Genomic DNA, 23,343 nt, shown 5'->3' on the forward strand with positions numbered 1-23,343 from the left:
CTACCTCCGCCCCTTCCTGAACCTCTCCGCCGCCTCCGCCCGCGCCTCGCGGCGCACGCGCTTCACGCCTTCGCGGTCCGCGCTCTCCCCCTCCGCCGTCAGCACGTCGGCCGCGAACTCCAGGTCCATCAGCTTCAGGCGCTTGATCTCGTCGCGGAGCCTTGCGGCGGTCTCGAACTCCAGGTCGGCGGCGGCCTGGCGCATCTTGGCTTCGAGGTCGCGCAGGGTGGCCTTGAAGTTGTCGCCCATGAAGGGCTTGGCGCCGTCCTCGGCGACGCCGGCGGGCACCAGCACGTGGTCGCGCTCGTACGGGGAGGCGAGGATCTCCTTGATCTGGCTCTTCACGCTCTCGGGCGTGATGCCGTGGGCGAGGTTGTAGGCCTCCTGCTTCTCGCGCCGGCGGGCGGTCTCGGCCATCGCCCGCTCCATCGAGCCGGTGACGGTGTCGGCGTAGAGGATGACCTTGCCCTCCACGTTCCGGGCGGCCCGGCCGATGGTCTGGATGAGGGAGGTCTCGGAGCGCAGGAAGCCCTCCTTGTCGGCGTCGAGGATGGCGACCAGGCCGCACTCGGGGATGTCGAGGCCCTCGCGCAGCAGGTTGATGCCCACCAGGACGTCGAAGGCGCCCAGCCGCAAGTCGCGGATGATCTCGATCCGCTCCAGGGTGTCGACGTCGGAGTGCATGTAGCGCACGCGCAGGCCCTGCTCGTGCATGAACTCGGTGAGGTCCTCGGCCATCTTCTTGGTGAGGACGGTGATCAGGCTGCGGTAGCCCTTGGCGGTCGTCTGCCGCACCTGGTCGATGACGTCGTCGACCTGGCTGAAGCCGTCCTTGGAGACCGGGCGCACCTCCACCGGCGGGTCGATCAGGCCGGTGGGGCGGATCACCTGCTCGACGAAGACGCCGCCGGCCCGCTCCATCTCCCACGGGCCGGGGGTGGCCGAGACGTGGACGGAGTCCGGGCGCATGGCGTCCCACTCCTCGAACTTCAGCGGCCGGTTGTCGATGCAGCTCGGCAGGCGGAAGCCGTACTCCGCCAGCGTCCATTTGCGGCGGTAGTCGCCCCGGTACATCGCCCCGATCTGCGGGATGGTCTGGTGGCTCTCGTCGATGAACAGGAGGGCGTTGTCGGGGATGTATTCGAAGAAGGTGGGCGGCGGCTCCCCCGGCCGGCGGCCGGTGAGGTAGCGCGAGTAGTTCTCGATGCCGGCGCAGGAGCCGGTGGCCTCGATCATCTCGATGTCGAAGGTGGTGCGCTGCTCCAGCCGCTGGGCCTCCAGGAGCTTGCCGTTGGCGACCAGCCAGTCGAGCCGCTCCTTCAGCTCGGCCTTGATCTGGTCGATGGCCTGGCGGAGCGTCGGGCGGGGCGTCACGTAGTGGCTGTTGGCGTAGACCTTCACGCCCTTCAGATCGGCCGTCTTCTTCCCGGTCAGCGGGTCGAACTCGGTGATCGCCTCCACCTCGTCGCCGAACAGGCTGATGCGCCAGGCGCGGTCCTCGAAGTGGGCCGGGAAGATCTCGATGGTGTCGCCGCGCCGCCGGAACGTGCCGCGCTCGAAGGCCTGGTCGTTGCGCTTGTACTGGAGGGCCACGAGGTCCCCCATCAGCTTCTTCTCGTCGATCCGCTCGCCGGGCGTGATGGAGAAGGTCATCGCCGAGTAGGTCTCGACCGAGCCGATGCCGTAGATGCAGCTGACCGAGGCCACGACGATGACGTCGTCGCGCTCCAGGATCGCCCGGGTGGCCGAGTGGCGCATCCGGTCGATCTGCTCGTTAATCGAGGAGTCCTTCTCGATGTAGGTGTCGGTCCGCGGCACGTAGGCCTCGGGCTGGTAATAGTCGTAGTAGGAGACGAAGAACTCGACCGCGTTCTCCGGGAAGAAGCTCTTGAACTCGGAATAGAGCTGGGCGGCGAGGGTCTTGTTGGGGGCCAGGATCAGCGCCGGGCGCTGGGTGGCCTCGATGACCTTGGCCATGGTGAAGGTCTTGCCCGACCCGGTGACGCCGAGCAGCACCTGGTCGTGCTCCGAGCCCTCCAGGCCCGCGACCAGCTCCTTGATCGCCTGCGGCTGGTCGCCGGCCGGCTGGTAGTCGGAGACGAGCTTGAACCTGATGCCGCCCTCGGACTTCTCCGGGCGCGCGGGCCGATGCGGCTTCCACAGCATCGGCATGGTGTTTTCGTCGTAGTCGAAGGCGGCGCTCATGTCGGCCACGCCGGTCGGCGGCGCGGCCTTGGCCTTGTCCTGGGTGCGTACGCGGGGCATCGGCGAAAGGTAGGAGTGAAGGGGCCGGATGGCTATGGGCGCGCGGCCGGCGGGCGCCGATTGCTGACAGCATGGTGGCAGGAGGTCCGCGCGGGGCCCCCACCCCCGCTCATCCCGGCGGAGGCCGGGACCCAGGATCCAAGGCGTAGAGATAGATGGATGGCCTCTGCGGTCGTGGAGCCCGCCTCTGCGCCCGCCATTCTGGGTCCCGGCCTCCGCCGGGATGAGCGGTGTTTGTGAATCCGGTGAGACAGTCCGCATCGCGGACACCTCGGCATGGATCTCATGGCGGCCAGTTTGCCTGCCCGGCTCGATCTCTCAAGGACCGGCCGCAAGCCGGCCGCTCCGCGGCGGCGCCGGAGGCGCCGTCCTTGACTGATCGATCCGGGCAGGCTCGCCTCCGCCGTGAGATCATTGGCGGGGCAGGGCCTGCCCTTCTTCGTCATCCCGGCCGAGCGCAGCGAGAGCCGGGACCCAGGAGGGGCAGCGCCGCAATCCTGGGTCCCGGATCGGCCTGGCGGCCGTCCGGGATGACGTGGGAGAGAATCCGCCGCGTAGCGGTCCGCCCCGCTCCGGCGTAAACCTCACCGCATGTCGGGGTTATCTGAGGCTTTCATCACGGGGGTGGGCAGCTTCCTGCCCGGAGAGCCCGTGCCGTCCGAGGCGATGGAGGCCTACCTCGGCCGCATCGGCGGGCGGGAGAGCCTGTTCGGGCGCAAGGCGCTGCGGTGGAACGGGGTGGAGACGCGCCACTACGCGCTGACGCCGGACGGAACGCCGACCCACTCCAACGCCGGGATGTGCGCCAAGGCCGTGCGGGCGGCGGCGGACGATGCGGGTCTCGGGATCGAGGAGCTGTCGTTCCTCGCCGCGGCGACCACCCAGGGCGACTACCTCGTCCCCGGCCACGCGGCGGCGGTGCACGGCGAGCTCGGCTCCGGGCCGATGGAGATCGCCAGCTTCCAGTCGGTCTGCGGCTCGTCGCTGATGGCCGCCAAGTCGGCCTGGCTGTCGGTGCGGGCCGGCGAGCACGCCGCCGCGGCCGCCTGCGCCGGCGAGTTCTCCTCCCGCTGGTTCCGACCGCAGTTCTACGAAGGCACCGCCCTGGTGGACGCCAAGGGGCGGCTGCGCAGCGAGGCCGACTTCCTGCGCTTCACCCTTTCCGACGGCGCCGGCGCGGTGGTGATGGAGCCTCAGCCGCGCCCGGACGGCCTGTCCCTGCGCGTGAAGTTCATCGACGTCGTCTCCCTGGCCGGCCAGTTCGACCCATGCATGTGGGCCGGCGCCAGCATCGAGGACCGCACCGACCCGCTCGCCACCTGGAGCCACGCCGGCCCGGCGGCGGCTCATGCGGCCGGCGCCGTCGCCCTGCTGCAGGACTTCGAGCTCCTGAAGCGGGTGATCCGCGCCTGGGTCGGCGTCTACCTGCAGAAAGTCGACGAGGGCCGCATCGACCCGGCCGCCGTCGACCACCTGCTCTGCCACTACTCCGCCCGCTCGCTGCGCGAGGAGATCGTCTCCCTGCTGGAGAAGACCGCCGGGATGATCCCGGAGGAGAAGTGGTTCTCGAACCTCGCCACCGTCGGCAACATCGGCTCGGCCTCCATCTGGGTGATGCTGGACGCCTTCCTGCGGACAGGGCGGCTGAAGGCGGGGGAGACCATCCTCTGCGTCGTGCCCGAGAGCGGCCGGGCGTTCGTCGGCTTCATGCTGCTGGAGGCGGTCTAGTGGCGCGCCCACGAACCCTGTCATCCCGGACGGCGCGCAGCGCCGATCCGGGACCCAGAGGCGGCGCGTGGGATGTCTGGGTCCCGGCTCTCCGCTTCGCTGCGGTCCGGATGACGGTGGGGGGAAACCGATGAGCGGTGTTGCAGACGTCCTCCGCCGGCTCACCGTCGCCTTCACCGAGTTCGAGGGCCGGCTCGAGCAGACCCCGCTGATCCGCAAGCTGACCCGCGGCCGGTTCACGCTGGAGAACTACCGCGCGTTCCTCGTGAACCTGCGCCAGCAGGTGAAGGACGGGGCGCTATGGATGAGCCGGGCGGCCTCCAACATCGACGAGCAGCACCTGGAGCTCCGCTCGATGCTGATGCGCCACGCGGTCACCGAGCACCGCGACTTCCGCCTGCTGGAGGCCGACTTCGTAGCGGCCGGCGGGGAGCTTTCCGAGATCCAGGGCGCGGAGAAGAACATCGGCTCGGAGGCGCTGTCGGCCTGGATGTTCCACGAGGCCAGCCGGCCCAACCCCTTCGGCCTTTTGGGCGCCATGTGGATCATCGAGGGGCTGGGCTCGATCAAGGCGGCCGAGTGGGGCCGGCTGGTGCAACAGCGGCTGTCGCTGCCCGACGAGGCCGTCCGCTTCCTGCTCTATCACGGCGAGAACGACGCCGAGCATATCGGCGAGTTCGAACGGATGCTGGGCCTGGTGCTGCCCGACGCCGCCGTCGCCGAGCGGATCGTGAAGACCGCCCGCGTCACCGGCCGCCTCTACGCCCTCCAGATCGAGGAGATCGCCGCATGAGCGCGGCCTTCGACTTGTCCCGCTACGATCCCAAGGATCCGGATCCCTGGCTCGCCCTCTACCTCGACCAGAGCCTGCCGATCGCGCCGGAGGCCAAGACGGCGCTGCTGATGGGCAACCGCTCCTGGTCGCGCCGGTGGATGTTCAACATCATCCGGCCGGCGGTGTTCGCCTTCTTCCTGCTGGTGAAGATCGTGCGGGGGATCAGCCCGCACCATCCGAACCTCAACGGCTTCCTGCACCGGCTCATCCACTGGGGCCTGCGCACCTTCTGCACGCCGGAAGCCAACACCCTGATCCTGCGCCACTTCCACATCGGCACCGAACTGCTGGGCTTCATCAAGGCCAACGCCGGGCCGGTGGAGGTGGAGACCGTGCCCTTGCGGCCGCGCACGCTGAAGGACCTGGAGGACAACGTCTTCCTCCAGCACGACCTCAACGTCTTCAACTTCATCATCCAGCTGAACGCGTCGCTTCGCGCCCAGGGTCGCGACCTCGAGCCGGTGGAGACGCCCGACTTCTCGATGATCTCGGACGCGCCCTTCGAGCTCGCGCCCCTGCCCAAGGGCCCGCTCAACTTCGTCGACGTGCAGACGGCGATCGAGGTCTACACCCCGCTCTACGCCCTCTGCCTGCCCCGCAGCGACTTCGTTCGCGCCGCCGGCTCCCTGCAGCTCGACGAGACGGTGGCCATCTACATCGCCAAGATCCTGGGCAGCGACTACCACCTGGCCTTCATGAAGAACGGCCACCCGCTGGTGCCGCTCTCCAGCCTGCAGGCCGGCTACCGGCTGATGATGCACGGCCTCGACTGCGAAGGCCTGCACGGCTGGCTGCGCCTGCTGAAGGCCCGCCAGGCCCAGGGCCTGCCGCTCGACCCGCGCAATCCCACCGGGGCCGCCTAGAACGTCGCTCAGCGCCGTTTGCTAGGCCGCGAACAGCTCCAGCCCCGGGGGCAGGGGGCGGTTCGGCGCGCGGCCGTTCTTCAGCGCGTCGGCGATGGGGATGGTCTTGCCGAGCACCGCGGGATCGAACGGCTTGTGCAGCATGCCGAGCGCGGCCTCGCAGTTGCGGCGCGCCTCCAGCGCCTGGCCGCTGACGAAGATGCAGGCGATCCCCAGGTCCTTCAGGCGCCACGCCAGCGCGACGCCGGCGCCGGCATATTCCAGGTTGATGTCGACCAGCGCCAGGTCCGGCCGCCGCCGGGCGACGATCTCGTCGGCTTCCGCAGCGGAGATCGCCGGTCCCATCACCTCGTGGCCGGCCTCCTCGAGCTCGGCGGCCGAGGCGCAGCCGATGATGGGGTCGTCTTCGACGATGAGGATCAGCATGGCAGCGTTCCTTCGTCCCCGGACCAAGCTTCATCGAACCTTGGTAAATGATGTCTGAAGCGAGTCGGCCTTTGGGGACACGGCTGTCCCGCAGGCGGGGCCGGCTTATAATCGCGGGGCGACGCCGGATCCATTGCCCGGCCGCACGGCATTGTTGAGAGAATTTCGAGATGGCCGATACAGCGCCGGTTCGGTGGCCGGAGGGATATTTCACGGTCCGCGACGGGACCCGGCTGCATTACGTGCATGCGGGCGAGGGCGTGCCGGTGATCCTGATCCACGGGGCCCGCGGCAGCGCCATCGGCAACTGGTTCTCCAACGGCATCGCGCCGCGGCTGGCGCAGACCAACAAGGTCTACGCCCTCGACATGCGCGGTCACGGCCTCTCCGAGGGCAGCCGCCATGGGCACCTGCACATGGCCCACGACGTGCTCGAGTTCATGGACCAGATGGGCATCGGGAAGGCCCACGTGGCCGGCTATTCGATGGGCGGCGGGGTCATGCTGCAGATGCTGGCCCGCGCGCCCGAGCGGTTCCTCACCGCCTGCTTCCAGGGCTCGGGCGTCTCCGAGACCGCCGCCTGGAAGGACAAGGTCCCGCCCGACGTCGAGGGCCAGGACCCCGACCAGGCCAAGGCCGAGGCGCTGGTCCAGGCGCGCCGGGCCGCCAAGGGCGAGGAGGTCGGCAACCACTTCGAGAAGATGCGCGAGAGCGTCGCCAAGGTGGTCGGCGAGAAGGGCGCCAAGGCGATGGAGGAGATGGCCGGCCGCTTTCAGGCCCAGCTGCTCGGCGTCGACCTCACCAAGATCCAGTTCCCGGTGATGGCCATCAACGGCGAGTACGACCGCCCCAACGCCCGCACCCACCGCCTCTCGCGCGAGGTGAAGGACTTCACCAATGTCGTGCTGCCCGGCAAGGGCCACCTCACCGCGATGATGGCCGGCTTCATCCCCCAGCTCTACATCGACAGCTACGCTGAGTTCGTGGCGCGGCACAATCCGCGGGCGGGGTGACAGGTAGGGCCTTCGCCCAACCAGTCACCAAAAGCCCGCCGGTGACTGGTTGCGCCGCAGGCGCTACCTGTCACCCCGCCCGATCACTCGACCGGCCGCGCCGCCAGCCAGTCTCTGATGGTGCGGTTCACCAGCGCCGGCGCGTCGGCCTGCACGAAGTGGCCGGCGCCCGGGACCATCACCAGCGTCGTGTCAGCCTCGATGAAGGTCCAGGCGCTGTTGTGGCCGGCCGCCATCAGGGACGTGTCGTCCACGCCGTGGATGATCAGGGTCGGCGCCTTGACCTTCGGCATCGCCAGGGCGCGGGCGTTGGCCTCCGCCGCGGCCGCCTCGTCCTTGGGATAGTTGGCCCGGTAGAGGTTCATCATCGCGGTGAGGTCGGAGCGCTTGTAGGCCTCGATGTAGCGGGCCTTTTGAGCCGGGTCCTTGACCCAGTCGGCCATGCCCTCGGCGGTGAGGGCGGCCTCCGAGCCCGGCTTCATGAAGTTGCGCGCATACTCGGCGTTGCGCTGCTGCTGCGGGTTGGTGGCCAGCTCGCGGCTCAGGCCCGCCGGATGCGGCGTCGAGAGCACCACCAGCCGCTGCACAAGCTCCGGCCGGTCCGCCGCCAGACGCCAGGCGACGCCGCCGCCCCAGTCGTGGCCGACGATGATCGCGCCCTGCCGCCCCTCGGCCCGGATCACCGCCGCCACGTCGGCGATCAGGTGCGGGTAGGTGTAGGCCTCCACCCCCTTCGGCTTGTCCGACAGGTTCCAGCCGCGCAGATCCATGGCCGCGACGCGGTAGTCCTCGTCGAGGGCGTCCATCAGCGGGCGCCAGCTGTGCCAGGTGTCCCCGAAGCCGTGGATCAGCACCACCAGCGGCCCCTTGCCGGCCGCCGTGTAGTGGATCTTCACGCCGGCGTTGTCCGCATAGCGGTCCTGGAACGCCGGCTCGGCCGCGGCCGGCGCGGCCAGCAGCGCCGCAGCGAGCGCCAGGCCTGCGAGTGCTCGGATCATGTTCGCCTCCCGTGCGGGAGCTATAGCATGCGCGTCGCGGCCGGGCTTAACTGCCGCCCATGAGCCAGAACCATCCCTCCGCCGCCGCCGCCATGGCCTGCCTCGACGAATTCATGCGGGCGTTCAACGCGCGCGACGTGAAGGCCTTCGAGGCGACCTTCAACTTCCCGAGCGTGCGGCTGGCCTCCGGCCGGCTGGTGATCATCGAGCCGGGCTATCACCAGCCGGAGATGTTCGACCGCGGCCCGCTCGCCGACTGGGACCACTCGGCCTGGGAGCGGCGCGAGGTGATCCACGCCGGCGCCGACAAGGTCCACATCGACACCCGCTTCACCCGCTACCGCAAGGATGGCACGGTGATCGGCGGCTTCGACAGCGTCTATGTGGTGACGCTGGAGGACGGCCACTGGGGCGTGAAGATCAGGTCGAGTTTCGCCCCGTAGGGCGGAGCCGGCTTCCTACCTCCCGCCGCTTCGCGGGAGGTAGGAGCGCGCGCGATCAGCCCGCCACCACCTCCCACATCAGCCGGCCCGGGATGAAGGCCAGGGCGCCGGCGCCGACGAGGATGCCGAAGTAGAGCCAGAGCATGAGCGTCCGGTGCAGCTGCACCGCATGGCGGCGGGCGGCCAGGAGGCCGAGGGGCAGCAGGATCGCGGCCCAGATCACCGTCAGGTGGATGAAGGAATAGGCGTCGTCCTCGCCGCGGACGAAGGCGGCGCTGCCGGCCGCGGTCGCCATGGTCGCGGCCCAGGTCCAGCCGGCCACGCGGTGGAAGCGGGCGCCCTTGCGGCTGGCGAGCATGACCACGCCGAGGGCGATCGCGGCGACTGAGGCGGCCACATGCAGCTGCAGGGCGAACGGCTGGCCGGCGAGCGGCGACAGGTCCGGCGCGTGCAGGCCGCGGGCGCCTTGGGCGTTGCGGACGATCACGTCCAGCTTCGTGCCGAGGTAGGCGGTCGCGGCGGCGAGCGCGACGATGAACACGCCGGCGAGGACCAGTGGCAGGACCGGCCGGCGCGCGGCGTTGGAGGGGGAAGGGCTCATGCCAGGGACTCCTGAGGCGGGACGCCACGAGGCATCTGACCTCCAGCCGCGCCCCCGCAACGGCGCCTACGTGAGGCCGGCGCCCGACTTCGCGGAGCCGCCCGCACGCCGGTTCGCGAAGCGCCAGCCGGCGCCAGGGACGACCTGTGCGCCGCACAGTATCCGTGGACACTGTGTGGCGCACAGTGTATGACGCACAGCATGGGCTCCGAGGCCGACATCTACGAACAGCTGCGGCTGGAGCTGCGCCGCGGGTCGCTGATCCTGGCGGTGCTGGGCCACCTGAAGCGCGAGCATTACGGCTACACCCTGCGCAAGGCCCTGGCCGAGGCGGGCGTGGAGATCGACGAAGGCGCGCTCTACCCGATGCTGCGCCGGCTCGAGAGCCAGGGCCTGCTGACCAGCGAATGGCGCGAAGAGGACAAGCGCAAGAAGCGCTTCTACCGGCTCTCGCCCAACGGGGAGGCGGTCCTCGGCCGGCTGGCAGAGGAGTGGCGCGCCCTCAACCAATCCCTGAACGGCATACTGAAGGAGCCTCAGTGATGGAGCTCGTCGAACGCTACCTCGCGGCGATCGCCCGCGAGCTTCCCGAGGCGCAGCGGGCGGACATCACGGCCGAGCTGCGCGACCTGCTGCTCTCGCAGATCGAGGAGAAGGAGGGCGAGCTCGGCCGTCCCCTGGGCCGCGACGAGACGGAAGGCCTGCTGAAGGCCTTCGGCCACCCGCTGGCCGTCGCCTTCCGCTACCGGCGCTACCAGCGGCTGATCGGGCCCGAGGTGTTCCCCTTCTACCTGCGGGCGCTGAAGGTCTTCCTGATGCTGGGCGTCACCCTGCACGTGATCGTCATGGCCGTGCGGCTGGCGCGGGGCGTGGATCCGGCGCGGGCGGTCATAGGCCTCGTCGACCAGCTGTTCGTCGGGCTGGTCTGGATCGTCGGCGCAGTGACCCTGGTGTTCGTGCTGATCGACCATGCGCCGGGCGCCAAGCCGTTCGACCGCTGGCGGCCGCGGGACCTGCCGCCGCCCTACCTGAAGCGCAGCAAGGGACTGTTCGACATCCTCTTCGACACGGTCGTGGACATCGTCTTCATCGCCTGGTGGACCGGCGCGGTCAGCTTCCCCTATGCGTGGACGGGGGCGGCGGGGCCGCTGGAGGTCGCCCTGGCGCCCGTCTGGGACCGCTTCTACTGGCCGGTGCTGGCGGTCCCGCTGGCCTCGCTGGCGGCGAACCTGCTGGTCGTCGTGCGGCCCGGGTGGACGCGGATCACGGCCGGAGCGGAAGCGGCGGCGGCGGCCTACGCCGCGCTGCTCGCCATCGTGCTGCTGGGCGCCGGCCCCTGGGTGACGGTGGACAGCGAGACGCTCGGGACGGCGGCCGTCGCCTGGCGTTCAGCGGTGCTGAATACGGTCATGTTCTGGCTGCTGGCGGGGATCGGCGTGGTCCATGCACTGGAGGCCGCATGGGCCGCCCGGCGACTGTTCGGGCCGCAGGGGCGCCCGGGCCTCGGCGCGCCGGCGCTGTAGGCCTCAGGCTCCGGCGCTCGCCGCCATCAGCACGACGACGGCCAGCACGACGATGGCCAGCATGACGTGCCGCAAAGCGGCGCTCCCCCGAACAGCAGCTCCCGGGAGCGGCCATACGAGGGGCATGGCTAAGACCGCGTGATCGGACAGGCCTAACGCGGTCTTCAGCCTGTCCGGTCAGCGTTATTCGCCCTGCGACTTGCTAATGGCCGTGCCGGCGGCAGCGCCGGCGGCGGCGCCGACCGGTCCGCCGACCACGGCGCCGGCGACAGCGCCCGTGGCGGCCCGCTGCTCGGTGTTGTGACCGCAGGCGGCGAGGCTCAAGGCCAGTCCGGCTGCAGCGATGACCATGGGGATGCGCATAGTGGCCTCCGTTGAATCCGGCCCCTAAACGGCTCGAAAAAGCCAAGGTTCCCTAGGTATTTAGGCCAGATTGCGGCAGGCATAGGGGTGCGACCTGTTAACCCTGCGTTGATCTTTTCGGTTGCGGTTTCGTAAGTCTTTCCGCATAAGCACGATACTACTGCGACGATACTCGTCCTTCGATTTCATCGGGACGGGGCCCGTCGGCGGACGCCGCCAGCAAGGGCAGGGGCCTCCGTCGGCACGAGAGTTGGGGGGCGCGTTGGCCCTCGCCGCATGGGATAATAGTTTTGCTGTCTATGATTAAGGCGCGCGTCGATGGACGTGCGTTTCTCAGCGCCGCATTGGTCGGCTCCGGCGTGGGCGCCTGCCTGGGCGCCGCCTTCCTGGCCGGAGGCATGATCCGCGACGTGGAGACGACGCCGGCCGTCTCCGGGGCCGAGCAGCTGTCGCTGCGTGGCCCGCTGCCCGCCCAGGGCGCCAGCCTTACCCATAGCGCGGGAGGGACCGAAAAGGTTTCCGTCTCGCTGCCGCCGCCGGCGCCGCAGCCGGCCCCTGTCGCCGCCGAGGCCCGCAAGGTCACGCCGGCCAAGCCGTTCCACGCCGCCGGGGCGAGCGACCTGGAGTGCCTGACCCAGGCGGTCTATTTCGAGGCCCGCGGCGAGGGAACGCGCGGACAGGCCGCCGTCGCCCAGGTGGTCCTGAACCGGGTCCGCCACCCGGCCTTCCCGCGTTCGGTCTGCGACGTCGTCTTTCAGGGCGCGAACCGGCGCAAGGGATGCCAGTTCAGCTTCGCCTGCAACGGCGCCATGAAGGCCCGCCGCGAGAGCGCCGCCTGGCGCGAGGCGCGCCAGGTCGCCAGCCGGGCCCTGTCCGGCTTCGTGATGGCCGAGGTGGGTTCGGCGACCCACTTCCACACGACGCACGTGCGGCCCAACTGGGGCCCGCAGCTGTCGCGCGTGACCCAGGTGGGGCTGCACGTCTTCTACCGCCTGGGCCGCGGCGGCTCGCGCGCCAAGCCGCAGCCGGAGGAGACGGAGACCGTCTACGCCCGGCTCGACCGGACCCAGGACGCGGCCGCCGACGCCGCCAGCACCGACATCAAGCTGACGTCCGCGCCGGCCACGGGCGACGCCGTCAAGACGCTCGAGCTGGTTCCCGCCAAGCCGAGCGATGCCACGTCCAAGCCAGCCGAGGCCGCGCCGCAGGTCACGCCCGCCGACGCCGCCGCCAAGCCGGCCTCGGATACCGCGACCGCCACCGCGTCCTAAAGGGTCGAGGAGAGGTGACAGGTAGGGCCTGCCGGCCCAACCAGTCACCGGCGGGCGTTGGTGACTGGTTGGGCAAGCCCTACCTGTCACCTCGCTCACGCCCGCGCCGCCCGGCGCAGCGCCTGGGGCGGCTGGCCGAAGGCGCGCAGGAAGGCCCGGCGCATGCGTTCGGGATCGCCGAAGCCGGCCGCGGCGGCGACCTGCTCGATCGGCTCGGCCGAGGCCTCCACCCGTTCGCGCGCCACCTCCAGGCGAAGCCGCTCCAGCGCCTTGGCCGGCGTGAGGCCGGTCTCGGCCTGGAAGGCCCGGGCGAAGTGGCGCGGGCTCATGGCCGCGGCTTCCGCCATCGCCTCCACCGTCAGCCGGCGGGCGAGGTTGTCGCGCATCCAGGCGAGCAGGCGGGCGAAGCGGCCGCTGGCCCCGCCCATCTCCACCAGCGCCGAGAACTGAGACTGGCCGCCCGGCCGGCGGTGGTAGACCACCAGCTGCTGGGCCGTCTGGCGGGCGACCTCGGCCCCCAGGTCCTCCTCGATCAGCGCCAGGGCCAGGTCGATGCCGGCGGTGATGCCGGCCGAGGTCCACACGTCGTCATCGCGCACGAAGATCCGGTCCGGCTCCAGCCGCACCTGCGGATAGCGCCGCGCGAAGTCGGGGCAGCGGTGCCAGTGGGTGGTCGCCCGCCGGCCGTCCAGCAGGCCGGCCTCAGCCAGCAGGAAGGCGCCGGAACAGACGCTGGCCACTCGCCGCGCCCGGGGCGCCGCCGCCTGGATCAACTCGCGGGTCTTGGGGCAGTGGACCAGTTCGCGCGTCCCGTTGCCGCCGGCCACCAGCAGGGTGTCGAGGGGCCCCTCCGGCAGGGCTTGCGCCTGCATGGTCGCGCCGGCGGAGCTCGCCACCAGCCCCGGCTCCAGCGCCGTCACCACGATCTCATAGGCCTCGCCGACCAGGCGGTGGGCGATCTCGAAGGCGCCGATCGGCCCGGCCGCGTCCAGCAGCTGGAACTCCGGGAAGATCAGGACGGCGATGCGGCGGCGCATGGCGAAAAACGAGGGAAGAATGTCATTTCGGCCGCAAGCTAGGCCGAGCAGGATGGCCCCGTCAAATGGAGGGCCGCCATGCTCGAGCTTCGACCGAACTGCGAGTGCTGCGACCGCGACCTGCCGCCGGAGAGCCCCGAGGCACGGATCTGCACCTTCGAATGCACCTTCTGCGCCGACTGCGTGGAGACCCGCCTCGGCGGCGTCTGCCCCAACTGCGGCGGGAACTTCGCGCCGCGACCGATCCGGCCGGCCCGCATGCTCGCCAGCAACCCCGCCTCCACCAGGCGGGTGCTCTCCACCAACCCCGTCTGCGCCTGACAAGGAGCCCCGCCATGGCCGAGACCACCCAGATCGTCATTCCGCTCTATCCGGGCGTCACCCACCTCGACTTCACCGGCCCGCACCAGGTGCTGTGCCGGCTGCCGGGCGCGAAGGTCGTGGTCGCCTCGATGGGCGGGCAGGACATCGAGGCCGACGGGCTGACGTTCGGGGGCCTGGCCGACCTGGCAGCGGTCGAGCGCGCCGACGTGCTTTGCGTGCCCGGCGGCCTCGGCACGACCGAGGCCATGCTGGACCAGGCCTACATGGCGCAGGTGAACCGCCTCGCCGCCGGCGCGAAGTACCTGACCAGCGTCTGCACCGGCTCGCTGATCCTGGCCGCCACCGGCCGGCTGCGCGGCCGGCGCGCCGCCTGCCACTGGGCGTGGCGCGACCTCCTGGAGCCGTTCGGGGCCATCGTCGACGAGAGCCGCGTCGCCCGCGATGGGAACATCATCACCGGCGGGGGCGTCACAGCGGGGATCGACTTCGCCCTGGTGCTGGCCGCCGAGCTGGCCGGCGAGGAGACCGCCCGGGCCATCCAGCTGACGCTCGAGTACGCCCCCGCGCCGCCCTACGATTCCGGCCGGCCGGAGTCCGCCACCCCGGAGACCCGCGAGCGCATCGCCCGCGTCTTCGAAGGCCTCATGCCCAACCGCCGCGCCGCGGCGCTGGAGGCCGCGCGGCGGCTGGAGGCGGTTTAAGCCTCCTCTCCCCCGACCGGCATCGCGAGGGGAGAGGATTGAGGAGAGGGGCGGCGCTGGTCTTGCGGCCCCGCGCGGATGGTTCGGCGAGAGGCGCGGGCGAGACTTCGACCCACCCCGTCACTGGTGGAGAGGCCGCTCCACCCCTCTCCTTGATCCTCTCCCCCGGGCTTCGCCTCGGTGGAGAGGAGACGGCGCGACCTTGACCGCTCCCCTGCCACCGCATCCGATGCCGCCATGGAGCCCGGGATCGTCATCGTCAGCGGGCCGCCGGCGGCGGGGAAGAGCACGCTGGCCCGCGCGCTGGCGGAGAGCGTCGAGACGCCGCTCAGCGCGCACATGCACTCCGACGACGTCTACGGCTACATCGTCAAAGGCTTCGTCGAGCCCTGGCTGCCGGCCTCGCAACACCAGAACACGGTGGTGATCGAGGCGCTGGCGGCGAGCGCCGTCCGCTTCGTGCGCGGTGGCTATCTGGTGGTGATGGACGGGGTGATCGGGCCCTGGTTCCTCGGGCCATGGCGCGCGGCGGCCGCGGACGTGCCGGTGGATTACGCCATCCTGTTTCCGAGCCCGGCCGCGAACCTGGCGCGCTTCGCCGCCCGCACGGATCACCCGCTCCAGGAAGAGGCCGTGGTCCCGCAGATGTGGGCCGCTTTCGACGCCCACCGCGCCGGCTACGAGCGGCACATCCTCGACACCTCCGGCCAGACCGAGGCGGAGAGCCTGGAGGCCCTGCGCGCCGGCCTGGCCGAGGGGCGCTTCCGCCTGGCCTAGTGCTCGGTCCGGTCCCGGGTCTCGGGCGTCGGCTTGGGGCGGGCCTGGCCGCGGTCGGAGTTGGGAGTGCGGCGTTCCTTCGAGTTCTGCTCGAAATCGCTCTTCAGCTGCGGGTCGTGGCTGTGGCGGCTGTCGCGCTCGCCGCCGCCGCCGGAGACATGGCTGAAGCGCAGGTTCGTGGGCTCGTCCGGGCCCGGCATGGTGCGCGGGTCCGGCCGCTCCTCCTTGCGGTCCTCGTGGCTGGCGCCCGGGCCGCCCCAGCGGTCGGAGTTGGGATGCTTGTGCGGCATGTCAGCGGTCCTGCTGGTAGCCCTGGTGATGGGTGTTCTGGTTGATGTTCCCGTGCCGGCCCTGCTCCTTCAGGTTGACGTCGTCGTCGCCCGGCTGGCTCGACTGCAGGCCGGTGGTCTCGTCACGCCGGCCCTGGGTGTCGCCCTCGATGTGCGGCTTCTCGCCCGGGTGAGCGCGCTGATCCGGCGGGATGGGGGGCGCTTTGGCCATGAGGTGCTCCTCCGTGTGGACTAGGGGAACACGGGCGGGCAGGGGATGTTCCGGCCTGTTGAACGCCAAGACCGCCAGGAGCGCCAAGGCGCCGAGCGGGCTCGCAGGCCACAGCCGTGGCGCCAACCTTGGCGGTCTTGGCGGTCGCCTAAGTTCAGAAGGGCCGCACGGCCCTTGCCGGCGGCCTAGGCGTCCAGCCCGATGTCGAGGACGGGCGCGGAGTGGGTGAGGGCGCCGACGCTGATGATGTCGACGCCGGTCTCGGCGATGGCGCGGACAGTGTCGAGGTTGACGCCGCCGGAGGCTTCGAGCACGGCGCGGCCGGCGGTCCGGGCGACGGCCTCGCGCAGCTGATCGGGGGTGAAGTTGTCGAGCATGACCACGTCGGGCCCGTGCTTCAGGGCCTCGTCGAGCTGGTCGAGCGCGTCGACCTCCACCTCGACCTTCACCAGGTGGCCGGCGAAGGCGCGCGCCCGGCGGACCGCCTCGCCCACCGAGCCGCAGGCGGCGATGTGGTTGTCCTTGATCAGGATGGCGTCGTCGAGGCCGAAGCGGTGGTTCACCCCGCCGCCGCAGCGCACGGCGTACTTCTCCAGATGCCGCAGGCCGGGCGTCGTCTTGCGGGTGTCGACGATCTGGGCGCGCGTGCCGGCGACCGCGTCCACGTAGAGCCGGGTCAGCGAGGCGATGCCGCTCATCCGGCCCATCAGGTTGAGCGCGGTGCGCTCGGCGCCCAGCAGGGCGCGGGCGTTGGCCTCGACCCTGGCGACGACTGCGCCGGGCTCCACCCGGTCGCCGTCCGCCGCCGCCGCGGCGAAGGTGGCGTGGGGATCGAGGGCGAGGATCGCCAGGCGCGCGCAGTCCAGCCCGGACAGCACGCCGGCCTTGCGCACCCCGAAGGTCGCCGCCAGCACGGCGTCGGCCGGCACGCAGGCCTGTGCGGTGATGTCGCCCGCCCGGCCGAGATCCTCGGCGAGGGCGGCGCGGACGATGGGCTCGACCAGCAGGTCGGGAAGCTGCTCGATCATTCGGCGGCGAAGCGCAGAGCGGCGCTGGCCGGGATGTCGGACAGGGTGACGAAGGTGCGCTTGGCGGGGCCGAGTTCCGGGAAGTCGGCCCGGAAGTGGCCGCCGCGGCTCTCCTGGCGCTCCAGGGCGCAGGCGCCCACCATGCGGGCGGCGATCAGCTCCGGCGCGCGGCCGTAGCGGGCCTCCAGCGCATCCACCTCGCCGAGCAGCCGGGTCAGGCCGTCGGCGTCGCGGATCACGCCCGCATCGCGGCTCATCGCCTGGCGCAGGGTCTGCAGAGCGGCGTGGGGCAGCTCCGGCGCGGGGGCGACCTTCAGCGGCCGGCCCTCCGGCGCGGTCTCCTCGCGGGCCGCTTCGCCGGCCCGGCGGCCGAACACCGCCGCTTCCAGCAGCGAGTTCGAGGCCAGGCGGTTGGCGCCGTGGACGCCCGTCGAGGCGGCTTCGCCGGCGGCGTAGAGGCCGTCCAGCGTCGTGCGCCCGTGCGCGTCGGTGACGATCCCGCCCATGTGGTAGTGGCAGGCCGGCGCGACCGGGATCGGCTGCTTGCGCGGGTCGATGCCGCCGGACAGGCAGGCGGCGAACACGGCCGGGAACTCGTGCGGGAAGTGGCCGCCCACCGCCTCGCGCGCGTCCAGGAAGGCGCCGCGGCCGGCCTGGAGCTCGGCGTGGATGGCGCGGGCCACCACGTCGCGCGGGGCGAGTTCGGCGTCGGGGTGGTAGCTGGACATGAAGGCCTCGCCGGCGCCGTTGATCAGCTTGGCGCCTTCGCCGCGCAGGGCCTCGGTGGCCAGCGGGGCGGGGTCGCGGCCGATGTCGATGGCCGTCGGGTGGAACTGCACGAACTCGGGATCGCCGATCACCGCGCCGGCGAGGGCGGCCAGGCCGAGGCCCTCGCCGCGCAGCTCGGCCGGGGTGGTGGTGACGGCGTAGAGGCCGCCGATCCCACCGGTCGCCAGCACCACCGCCGGGGCGGTGATCTCGACGAGCTTGTTCTTGTGCTGGGCGATGACGCCGCGAACCCGGCCCTGGGCGTCCTGCAAGAGGCCGCGCAGCTTGAAGCCGGGGCGGACGGTGACGTGGCGCGCGGCCAGCGCCGCGGCGCTGACCGCCTCCATGATCGCCCGGCCCGCCTGGTCGCCCTTCACCCGGGCGACGCGGGCGCGGGAGTGGGCCGCTTCCAGGCTCTGGGCGAAGCCGCCGTCGGCCGTGCGGTCGAACGGGGCGCCCAGGTCGGCGAGCAGGCGGACGGCGTCTGCGCCTTCCTCCGCCAGCAGCCGGGCCATGGCCCGGTCCACCAGCCCGGCGCCGGCGGCGACGGTGTCCCTGGCGTGCAGCTCGGCGGCGTCGTCGTGCGACAGGGCCGCGGCGACGCCGCCCTGGGCCCAGGCCGACGAGCAGCCGTGGTTGATCGGCGCGCCGGTGAGGACCAGCGCCTTGCGCGGCGCGGCGGCCAGGGCTGCGGAGAGGCCCGCGAGCCCCGCGCCGACGACGAGCACGCCGTCGTGCGCGATGCGCTCCATCAGATCAGCTCCACGTCGACGTGGTGGCGGGCCTTCACGAGGTCGTAGCGGGCCGGGACGGCCGGCGGCGGCATGTCGACCATCCGCTGGACGGCCAGCCGGGCGCGGTCGGCGATCGCCGGATCGACGGTGACCTCGTAGCGGTCGTGCAGCAGCGCCTCGTAGATGTTCTGCAGGCTGATCCGCTTCATGTGCGGGCACAGGTTGCAGGGGCGCACGAACTCGGTCTCGGTGGCGTCGCAGGCGACGTTGTCGGCCATCGAGCACTCGGTGATCAGCACCACCTGCTTCGGCTTGCGGTTCAGCACGAAGTCGCTCATCGCCGCGGTGGAGCCGGCGAAGTCGGAGACCTCCAGCACCTCGGCCGGGCATTCCGGGTGGGCCAGGATCTGGGCCTCGGGATAGGCCTCGCGCAGCTCGAGGATGTCGGCGGCGGTGAACCGCTCGTGGACTTCGCAGCGGCCCTGCCAGGCGATGATGCCGACGTTGGTCTGCCGGGCCACGTTGCGGGCCAGGAACTCGTCAGGGATCAGGATCACCCGGTCGACGCCCCACTCGCGGGCCACATGCTCGACCACCTGCACCGCATTGGCGCTGGTGCAGCAGATGTCGGTCTCGGCCTTCACGTCGGCGGTGGTGTTCACGTAGGTGACCACAGGCAGGCCCGGGTAGCGCTGCTTGATCAGGCGCACGTCGGCGCCGGTGATCGAGGAGGCGAGGGAGCAGCCGGCCAGCAGGTCCGGGATCAGCACCTTCTTCTCGGGCGAGAGGATCTTGGAGGTCTCGGCCATGAAGTGGACGCCGGCCTGGACGATCACCGCCGCATCCGACTTGGCCGCTTCCTTGGCCAGGCCCAGGCTGTCGCCCACGTAGTCGCCGACGCCGTGGAAGATCTCCGGGGTCATGTAGTTGTGGGCCAGGATGACCGCGTTCTTCTCCCGCTTCAGGCGGTTGATCTCGGCGATCAGCGGGGCCTGCAGCCGCCACTCCATCGGGGTGACGTGCTTCTGGACCTTGTTCCAAAGGGTGTGGGTCGCGGCTTCGACCTCGGGGGTGAAGGCGAACTGAGTACCGTCGGCCATTTCGCGTCCCTCCTTATGCTCAATTTGAGCATTTCTCCGGCCTAAGAAAACGCCTCGGGGGCTCCCGGACCTGGGTCCCGTCGGCGTCTGATATGCTCAATTCGAGCATAACCGGTGTATGACATATAGACCCGCACGCGGGCGGCGCCAAGGCCTCTCAAGTTGAATTCGCCGAACGCGGGTCAGGCGGGTTGTGTGCGCCGCTCCAGCGCCTCGTCGATCATCCGCGCCAGGGCTTCGGCCGAGTAGGGCTTGCGCAGCAGCGGCCAGGGCGCGCGCTCGGCCGGGCTGAGAACCTCGCCCGTGTAGCCCGAACTCAGGATCACGGGCAGGCCGGGACGCAGGCGGACCGCCTCCTGGGCCAGGTCCACCCCGCTGCGTCCGCCGGGCATGACCACGTCGGTGAGCAACAGGTCGATGGGGCGGCCCTCGGCCAGCAGACGCAGCCCGGCCTCGACCTCGCTCGCCCGGGTCACCTCGTGCCCCAGCTCCTCGAGCATGGCGGTCACCAGGTCGCCCACGTCCGGATCGTCCTCCACCAGCAGGACGCGCAGGCGCGGGCCGTTCTGTCGGTCCTTGCCGGGGGCCGCGGTTTCGCCGGCCGCCGCAGCGTTGGCGGACCTCGGCAGGTACAGGCGCACCGTGCTGCCCTGGCCCACGGCGCTCTCGATCGCCACCCCGCCGCCGCTCTGGCGGGCGAAACCGTAGACCTGCGACAGGCCAAGGCCGGTGCCCTTGCCCACCTCCTTGGTGGTGAAGAAGGGCTCGAACACCCGCCCCAGCACCTCGGGCGACATGCCCACGCCGGTGTCGTGGACGACGACGCAGACGTAGTCGCCGGCCTCCACCTCCTCGACCTGGCAGAGGTCCAGCCGGCAGGGCTGGGTCTCGACGCGGATGGCGCCGCCGCTGGTCACCGCGTCACGGGCGTTGACGACCAGGTTCATCAGCGCCGCCTCGAACTGCGAGGGGTCGATCAGCGCCACCGCGCCCGGGGCGTTCGGCTCCACCACCAGGCTGACCGCCTCGCCCACCGCCCGGCGCAGCAGCGGCTCGCTTTCGGACAGCAGGTCGTCGATGCACATGAGCTGCGGCTTCAGCGCCTGCCGGCGGGCGAACGAGAGCAGCTGGTTGGTCAGCCGCTCGCCGCGCCGGGCCGCGCCGAGGGCGGCCTCCAGCATGCGCTCGCGGCGGGCCGCGTCGCCCGGATGGCGCTGGATCAGGTCCAGGGCGCCGATGATCACCGTCAGCAGGTTGTTGAAGTCGTGGGCGACGCCGCCGGTCAGCTGGCCGACCGCCTCCAGCTTCTGGGCCCGGCGCAGGGCCGCCTCGGCCTGGTCGCGCTCGGCGAGGGCGGCCTGCACCCGGTCGGCCAGCAGCTCGTTGATCCGCTTCAGGTCCGCCTCGGCGCGCTTGGCGTCGCTGAGATCGAACCCGATGCCGATGAACCCCTCGAACTCTCCTGAGGGAGCATACCTCGGCTGGGAGATCGAGCGGATCCAGCGGTACTCCCCGTCGGCGCGCCGGTACCTGGCCTCGAGCGCGAACTGCCGGCGCGAGGCCTCGCCGGCCCGCTGCTCGGCGAGGATGCGGTCGAGGTCGTCCGGATGGAGCCGCTTGCGCCAGTCGAAGGCCAGCGCGTCTTCGTAGCTCTCGCCCAGGAAGTCCACATAGGCCTTGTTGGCGAACTCGCGCCGGCCGTCCTTGCGGGTGAGCCACATCAGCACCGGCGCGCTGTCGGCCAGGGCCCGGAACCGGGCCTCGCTCTGGCGGACATGCTCGTAGGCCTGCCGCCGGTCGGTGACGTCCATGTTGACGCCGACGGCGCGCACCGCCCGGCCGCTCTCGTCCAGGATCAGCTCGCCGCGCGACAGCAGCCAGTGGACGGAGCCGTCCGGCCAGAGCACGCGGTACTCGAACGGCTCGAACCTCGCCTCCTCGCGGCCGCGGCGGATGATCTCGGCGACCTGGGCCCGGTCGTCGGGGTGGGCGGCCGCCAGCAGACGGTCGAAGGTCGGCGGCTCGCCCTTCGGGACCCCCAGGTTCCGGTAGGTGGCCGGCGACCAGTAGCCTTCGCCGCTGACCAGGTCCCAGTCCCACAGCCCGACGCCGCCGGCCTCCTGGGCCAGCTGCAGCCGGGCCTCGCTGCGGTCGAGGGCCGACTGGATGGCGGCCTGTCGCTGGTTCGCCTCGGCCAGCCGCAGCAGGGCCTCGCGCAGGGCAAGGGCGACGATCATGGTGAAGGTCGCCGAGAGGGCGAAGAGGATGATGAACCTCGGGCCGATGTCCGGCCTGAGCGGCGTCGGCGAGACGATCGCCAGCAGCAGCTCCCCGGCCAGGGTCAGCGCCCCCCAGCGCCAGCCGCCGTACAGCGCCGAGATCAGCAGGGCGGGGAAGTAGATCGGGGCGATGCCGAAGCCGCTGTCCAGGCCCAGAAACAGGATCCGTCCGCCGACCGCGAGCACCAGTGCGCCGAGGCCGATCGCCAGCCCGTGGGGCATGGAGACCCGGCGGCGGGGCGCCAGACGAAGCGACCAGGCGGAAAGGCTCATACCGGCTCCCTACTCACCCACCCGGCGAGCTTGGGCCCCACGACCATGCGGGCGCTGCGGCGGCGGCGCAACCGCGGAGATGAGCGCGGCGAAATACCCTAGCGGCCGCAAGGCCTTGCGGCGGGAGCGGCCGATGTCCACCTTTCGCCCTACGACCTGTGGTAAGGGGTGCGTCCGTCGGGGGCGTCCCGACATCGAAGCGGAGCGAGAGTGGCCAGTCCGAGGCTTCATATCGGCGTGCGCAGCGTGTTCGCCTCGGCCCTGGCGGCCGTGGCCCTGCTCGGCTGCATGACGAGCCGTGAGGAAGCCCGCAGAGCCGATCCGCCGCGGATCACCGACCTCTCGGAGCAGGGCCTCGCCCGCTACACGGCCGGCATGGACCCGGCCATGCTGACGCTGGCCCGGCGGCACGACCCGGCGAGCAAGCCGGACCTGTGGGGGCGGCCGGAAGGCTGGGCCTCTCTGGACCTGGCCGAGGCGCCCGATCTCGGCTTCTTCACCGCCCAGGACGCGACGGCCGAACAGCTCAACGACCTGCTGCCGTTCAGCGACGGGCCGATCCATCCGATGCGGCCGTTCGTGCTCAAGGCGTCGGGCCAGGATCGGGAACGGGCCCTCAAGTGCCTGACCGAGGCGGTCTACTACGAAGCCGCGCGCGAGCCGATCGAGGGCCAGCGCGCCGTCGCCCAGACGGTGATCAACCGGCTGCGCCACCCCGAATACCCCAAGAGCGTCTGCGGCGTGGTCTATCAGGGCTCGGCCCGGACGACCGGCTGCCAGTTCAGCTTCACCTGCGACGGCTCCCTGCGCTGGGCGCCCGAGCCGGCGCTGTGGGCCAGGGCCCGCAAGGTCGCCGAGGCGGCGCTGAACGGCTATGTGGCCCAGGAGGTGGGGCCGGCGACCCACTATCACGCCGACTACGTCGCCCCCTATTGGGCCCCGACGCTGGCCAAGCTGACCAAGATCGGCGCCCACATCTTCTACCGCTGGACGGGCCCGGCCGGTCAGCCGGCCGCCTTCACCGGACGCTACGCTGGCGGCGAGGCGCGGCTGACGCCGGCGATCCTGGGCGGCATCGACCGCCGGACCCAGGGCCTGATCGCCCCCGAGGCGCAGGGCATCCCGGCCGGCCGCACCGTCGCCCTCTCGGTCGGCGGCGAGGTGCGCACCTACAAGGTCGCCGACGCCACCGCCGCCGGCGGCGAGCGCACCCGGGTCATCGGCACGCTGACGCCGGCCCGCCGCAAGCCGACCGCGGACGAGGTCAGGAAGATCAACGAGTCCTTGGCCGCCCTCGAGGCGCCCAAGCCTGCCGCCGCCGCCGCGCCCGACAACGCGACCCCCGCCGCAGCCGCTCCCGAGACAGCCGCCGCCGCGCCGTAGGCGTGCCTCTCCAGTGACTGGTTGGCCGCGCAGCGGCCTACCTGTCACCCCGTGCGACGGTGACAGGTAGCGGCGCGTTGCGCCGCAACCAGTCACCACGACGCCCGAG

25 protein-coding genes and 1 pseudogene are annotated in these 23,343 nt (G+C 71.4%); 12 read left to right on the top strand and 14 right to left on the bottom strand.

Annotated features, from left to right (window positions below):
* Positions 1-2,265: an excinuclease ABC subunit UvrB gene (gene uvrB, locus ACFSC0_RS13420; RefSeq protein WP_377283651.1), complete on the bottom strand. Its 2,265-nt coding sequence runs from the start codon at positions 2,263-2,265 to the stop codon at positions 1-3.
* 591 nt (positions 2,266-2,856) lie between these two features.
* Between uvrB and ACFSC0_RS13425 the strand changes: the two genes are divergently transcribed.
* Positions 2,857-3,993 carry a beta-ketoacyl-ACP synthase III gene (locus ACFSC0_RS13425; RefSeq protein ID WP_377283650.1) on the top strand — a complete coding sequence of 379 codons (1,137 nt, stop codon included), beginning with the start codon at positions 2,857-2,859 and terminating at the stop codon, positions 3,991-3,993.
* Here ACFSC0_RS13425 and ACFSC0_RS13430 read toward each other — a convergent pair.
* Positions 3,971-4,106 (bottom strand): annotated as a pseudogene (locus ACFSC0_RS13430) (hypothetical protein); the annotation flags it as partial. The gene ACFSC0_RS13425 and the pseudogene ACFSC0_RS13430 sit on opposite strands and share 23 nt — an antisense overlap.
* Before the next feature lie 17 nt (positions 4,107-4,123).
* On the opposite strand from ACFSC0_RS13430, the gene ACFSC0_RS13435 reads away from it, so the two are divergent.
* Positions 4,124-4,786, top strand: coding sequence for an iron-containing redox enzyme family protein (locus tag ACFSC0_RS13435; RefSeq protein WP_377283649.1), 663 nt, complete (start codon positions 4,124-4,126; stop codon positions 4,784-4,786).
* Positions 4,783-5,691: a DUF6999 family protein gene (locus ACFSC0_RS13440; protein WP_377283648.1), complete on the top strand. Its 909-nt coding sequence runs from the start codon at positions 4,783-4,785 to the stop codon at positions 5,689-5,691. Before ACFSC0_RS13435 ends, ACFSC0_RS13440 begins: the two co-directional genes overlap by 4 nt.
* A gap of 21 nt (positions 5,692-5,712) precedes the next feature.
* On the opposite strand, the gene ACFSC0_RS13445 is transcribed toward ACFSC0_RS13440, so the two are convergent.
* On the bottom strand, positions 5,713-6,117 hold the full coding sequence (locus ACFSC0_RS13445) for a response regulator (RefSeq protein ID WP_377283647.1): 405 nt from the start codon (positions 6,115-6,117) through the stop codon (positions 5,713-5,715).
* 170 nt (positions 6,118-6,287) lie between these two features.
* Here ACFSC0_RS13445 and ACFSC0_RS13450 point away from each other — a divergent pair, with 170 nt between their 5' ends.
* Positions 6,288-7,130: an alpha/beta fold hydrolase gene (locus tag ACFSC0_RS13450; RefSeq protein ID WP_377283646.1), complete on the top strand. Its 843-nt coding sequence runs from the start codon at positions 6,288-6,290 to the stop codon at positions 7,128-7,130.
* An 83-nt stretch (positions 7,131-7,213) separates the two neighbouring features.
* Here the strand turns inward: ACFSC0_RS13450 and ACFSC0_RS13455 are convergent, their stop codons facing one another.
* Positions 7,214-8,128, bottom strand: a complete 915-nt coding sequence (locus ACFSC0_RS13455; RefSeq protein ID WP_377283645.1) for an alpha/beta fold hydrolase — start codon at positions 8,126-8,128, stop codon at positions 7,214-7,216.
* 59 nt (positions 8,129-8,187) lie between these two features.
* Between ACFSC0_RS13455 and ACFSC0_RS13460 the strand changes: the two genes are divergently transcribed.
* On the top strand, positions 8,188-8,571 hold the full coding sequence (locus ACFSC0_RS13460; protein WP_377283644.1) for a hypothetical protein: 384 nt from the start codon (positions 8,188-8,190) through the stop codon (positions 8,569-8,571).
* Positions 8,572-8,626: 55 nt separating this feature from the next.
* Here the strand turns inward: ACFSC0_RS13460 and ACFSC0_RS13465 are convergent, their stop codons facing one another.
* A complete protein-coding gene (locus tag ACFSC0_RS13465; RefSeq protein WP_377283643.1) occupies positions 8,627-9,172 on the bottom strand; it encodes a DUF2306 domain-containing protein in 546 nt (181 codons plus the stop codon).
* A gap of 201 nt (positions 9,173-9,373) precedes the next feature.
* On the opposite strand from ACFSC0_RS13465, the gene ACFSC0_RS13470 reads away from it, so the two are divergent.
* Complete coding sequence (locus tag ACFSC0_RS13470) at positions 9,374-9,715, top strand: PadR family transcriptional regulator (protein WP_377283961.1); 342 nt, start codon at positions 9,374-9,376, stop codon at positions 9,713-9,715.
* A complete protein-coding gene (locus tag ACFSC0_RS13475; RefSeq protein ID WP_377283642.1) occupies positions 9,715-10,695 on the top strand; it encodes a hypothetical protein in 981 nt (326 codons plus the stop codon). Before ACFSC0_RS13470 ends, ACFSC0_RS13475 begins: the two co-directional genes overlap by 1 nt.
* Before the next feature lie 3 nt (positions 10,696-10,698).
* Here ACFSC0_RS13475 and ACFSC0_RS13480 read toward each other — a convergent pair whose 3' ends face one another.
* Both ACFSC0_RS13480 and ACFSC0_RS13485 read right to left on the bottom strand, forming a co-directional pair.
* Positions 10,699-10,821 carry a hypothetical protein gene (locus tag ACFSC0_RS13480; protein WP_377355161.1) on the bottom strand — a complete coding sequence of 41 codons (123 nt, stop codon included), beginning with the start codon at positions 10,819-10,821 and terminating at the stop codon, positions 10,699-10,701.
* A gap of 57 nt (positions 10,822-10,878) precedes the next feature.
* Positions 10,879-11,058, bottom strand: a complete 180-nt coding sequence (locus ACFSC0_RS13485; RefSeq protein ID WP_377355163.1) for a hypothetical protein — start codon at positions 11,056-11,058, stop codon at positions 10,879-10,881.
* A gap of 299 nt (positions 11,059-11,357) precedes the next feature.
* On the opposite strand from ACFSC0_RS13485, the gene ACFSC0_RS13490 reads away from it, so the two are divergent.
* Complete coding sequence (locus tag ACFSC0_RS13490; protein ID WP_377283960.1) at positions 11,358-12,329, top strand: cell wall hydrolase; 972 nt, start codon at positions 11,358-11,360, stop codon at positions 12,327-12,329.
* Between the two features lie 95 nt (positions 12,330-12,424).
* On the opposite strand, the gene ACFSC0_RS13495 is transcribed toward ACFSC0_RS13490, so the two are convergent.
* The gene (locus tag ACFSC0_RS13495; RefSeq protein WP_377283640.1) at positions 12,425-13,366 is read right to left on the bottom strand and encodes a GlxA family transcriptional regulator; all 942 of its coding nucleotides are present in this window, start codon (positions 13,364-13,366) and stop codon (positions 12,425-12,427) included.
* Positions 13,367-13,444: 78 nt separating this feature from the next.
* Here ACFSC0_RS13495 and ACFSC0_RS13500 point away from each other — a divergent pair, with 78 nt between their 5' ends.
* From ACFSC0_RS13500 to ACFSC0_RS13510, 3 genes are all read left to right on the top strand, one after another.
* The gene (locus tag ACFSC0_RS13500) at positions 13,445-13,687 is read left to right on the top strand and encodes a DUF1272 domain-containing protein (RefSeq protein WP_377283639.1); all 243 of its coding nucleotides are present in this window, start codon (positions 13,445-13,447) and stop codon (positions 13,685-13,687) included.
* A gap of 14 nt (positions 13,688-13,701) precedes the next feature.
* Positions 13,702-14,391, top strand: coding sequence for a DJ-1/PfpI family protein (locus ACFSC0_RS13505; protein WP_377283638.1), 690 nt, complete (start codon positions 13,702-13,704; stop codon positions 14,389-14,391).
* 237 nt (positions 14,392-14,628) lie between these two features.
* A complete protein-coding gene (locus ACFSC0_RS13510) occupies positions 14,629-15,168 on the top strand; it encodes an AAA family ATPase (RefSeq protein WP_377283637.1) in 540 nt (179 codons plus the stop codon).
* Here ACFSC0_RS13510 and ACFSC0_RS13515 read toward each other — a convergent pair.
* The 6 genes from ACFSC0_RS13515 to ACFSC0_RS13540 all read right to left on the bottom strand — a co-directional run bounded on the left by ACFSC0_RS13515 (position 15,165) and on the right by ACFSC0_RS13540 (position 21,851).
* A complete protein-coding gene (locus ACFSC0_RS13515; RefSeq protein ID WP_377283636.1) occupies positions 15,165-15,458 on the bottom strand; it encodes a hypothetical protein in 294 nt (97 codons plus the stop codon). The two genes, ACFSC0_RS13510 and ACFSC0_RS13515, sit on opposite strands and share 4 nt — an antisense overlap.
* A 1-nt stretch (position 15,459) precedes the next feature.
* Positions 15,460-15,669 (bottom strand): hypothetical protein, encoded by a 210-nt coding sequence (locus tag ACFSC0_RS13520; RefSeq protein ID WP_377283635.1) that lies wholly within the window; start codon positions 15,667-15,669, stop codon positions 15,460-15,462.
* A gap of 185 nt (positions 15,670-15,854) precedes the next feature.
* Positions 15,855-16,697: a carboxylating nicotinate-nucleotide diphosphorylase gene (nadC, locus tag ACFSC0_RS13525; RefSeq protein ID WP_377283634.1), complete on the bottom strand. Its 843-nt coding sequence runs from the start codon at positions 16,695-16,697 to the stop codon at positions 15,855-15,857.
* Positions 16,694-18,217, bottom strand: coding sequence for an L-aspartate oxidase (locus ACFSC0_RS13530; protein WP_377283633.1), 1,524 nt, complete (start codon positions 18,215-18,217; stop codon positions 16,694-16,696). Before ACFSC0_RS13530 ends, nadC begins: the two co-directional genes overlap by 4 nt.
* A complete protein-coding gene (nadA, locus tag ACFSC0_RS13535) occupies positions 18,217-19,299 on the bottom strand; it encodes a quinolinate synthase NadA (RefSeq protein ID WP_377283632.1) in 1,083 nt (360 codons plus the stop codon). Before nadA ends, ACFSC0_RS13530 begins: the two co-directional genes overlap by 1 nt.
* Positions 19,300-19,481: 182 nt before the next feature.
* A complete protein-coding gene (locus ACFSC0_RS13540; RefSeq protein ID WP_377283631.1) occupies positions 19,482-21,851 on the bottom strand; it encodes a PAS domain-containing protein in 2,370 nt (789 codons plus the stop codon).
* A 210-nt stretch (positions 21,852-22,061) separates the two neighbouring features.
* On the opposite strand from ACFSC0_RS13540, the gene ACFSC0_RS13545 reads away from it, so the two are divergent.
* A complete protein-coding gene (locus ACFSC0_RS13545) occupies positions 22,062-23,234 on the top strand; it encodes a cell wall hydrolase (RefSeq protein WP_377283630.1) in 1,173 nt (390 codons plus the stop codon).
* Positions 23,235-23,343 lie beyond the last annotated feature (109 nt).

This window comes from Phenylobacterium terrae (assembly GCF_042681205.1).
Lineage (GTDB): Bacteria > Pseudomonadota > Alphaproteobacteria > Caulobacterales > Caulobacteraceae > Phenylobacterium > Phenylobacterium terrae.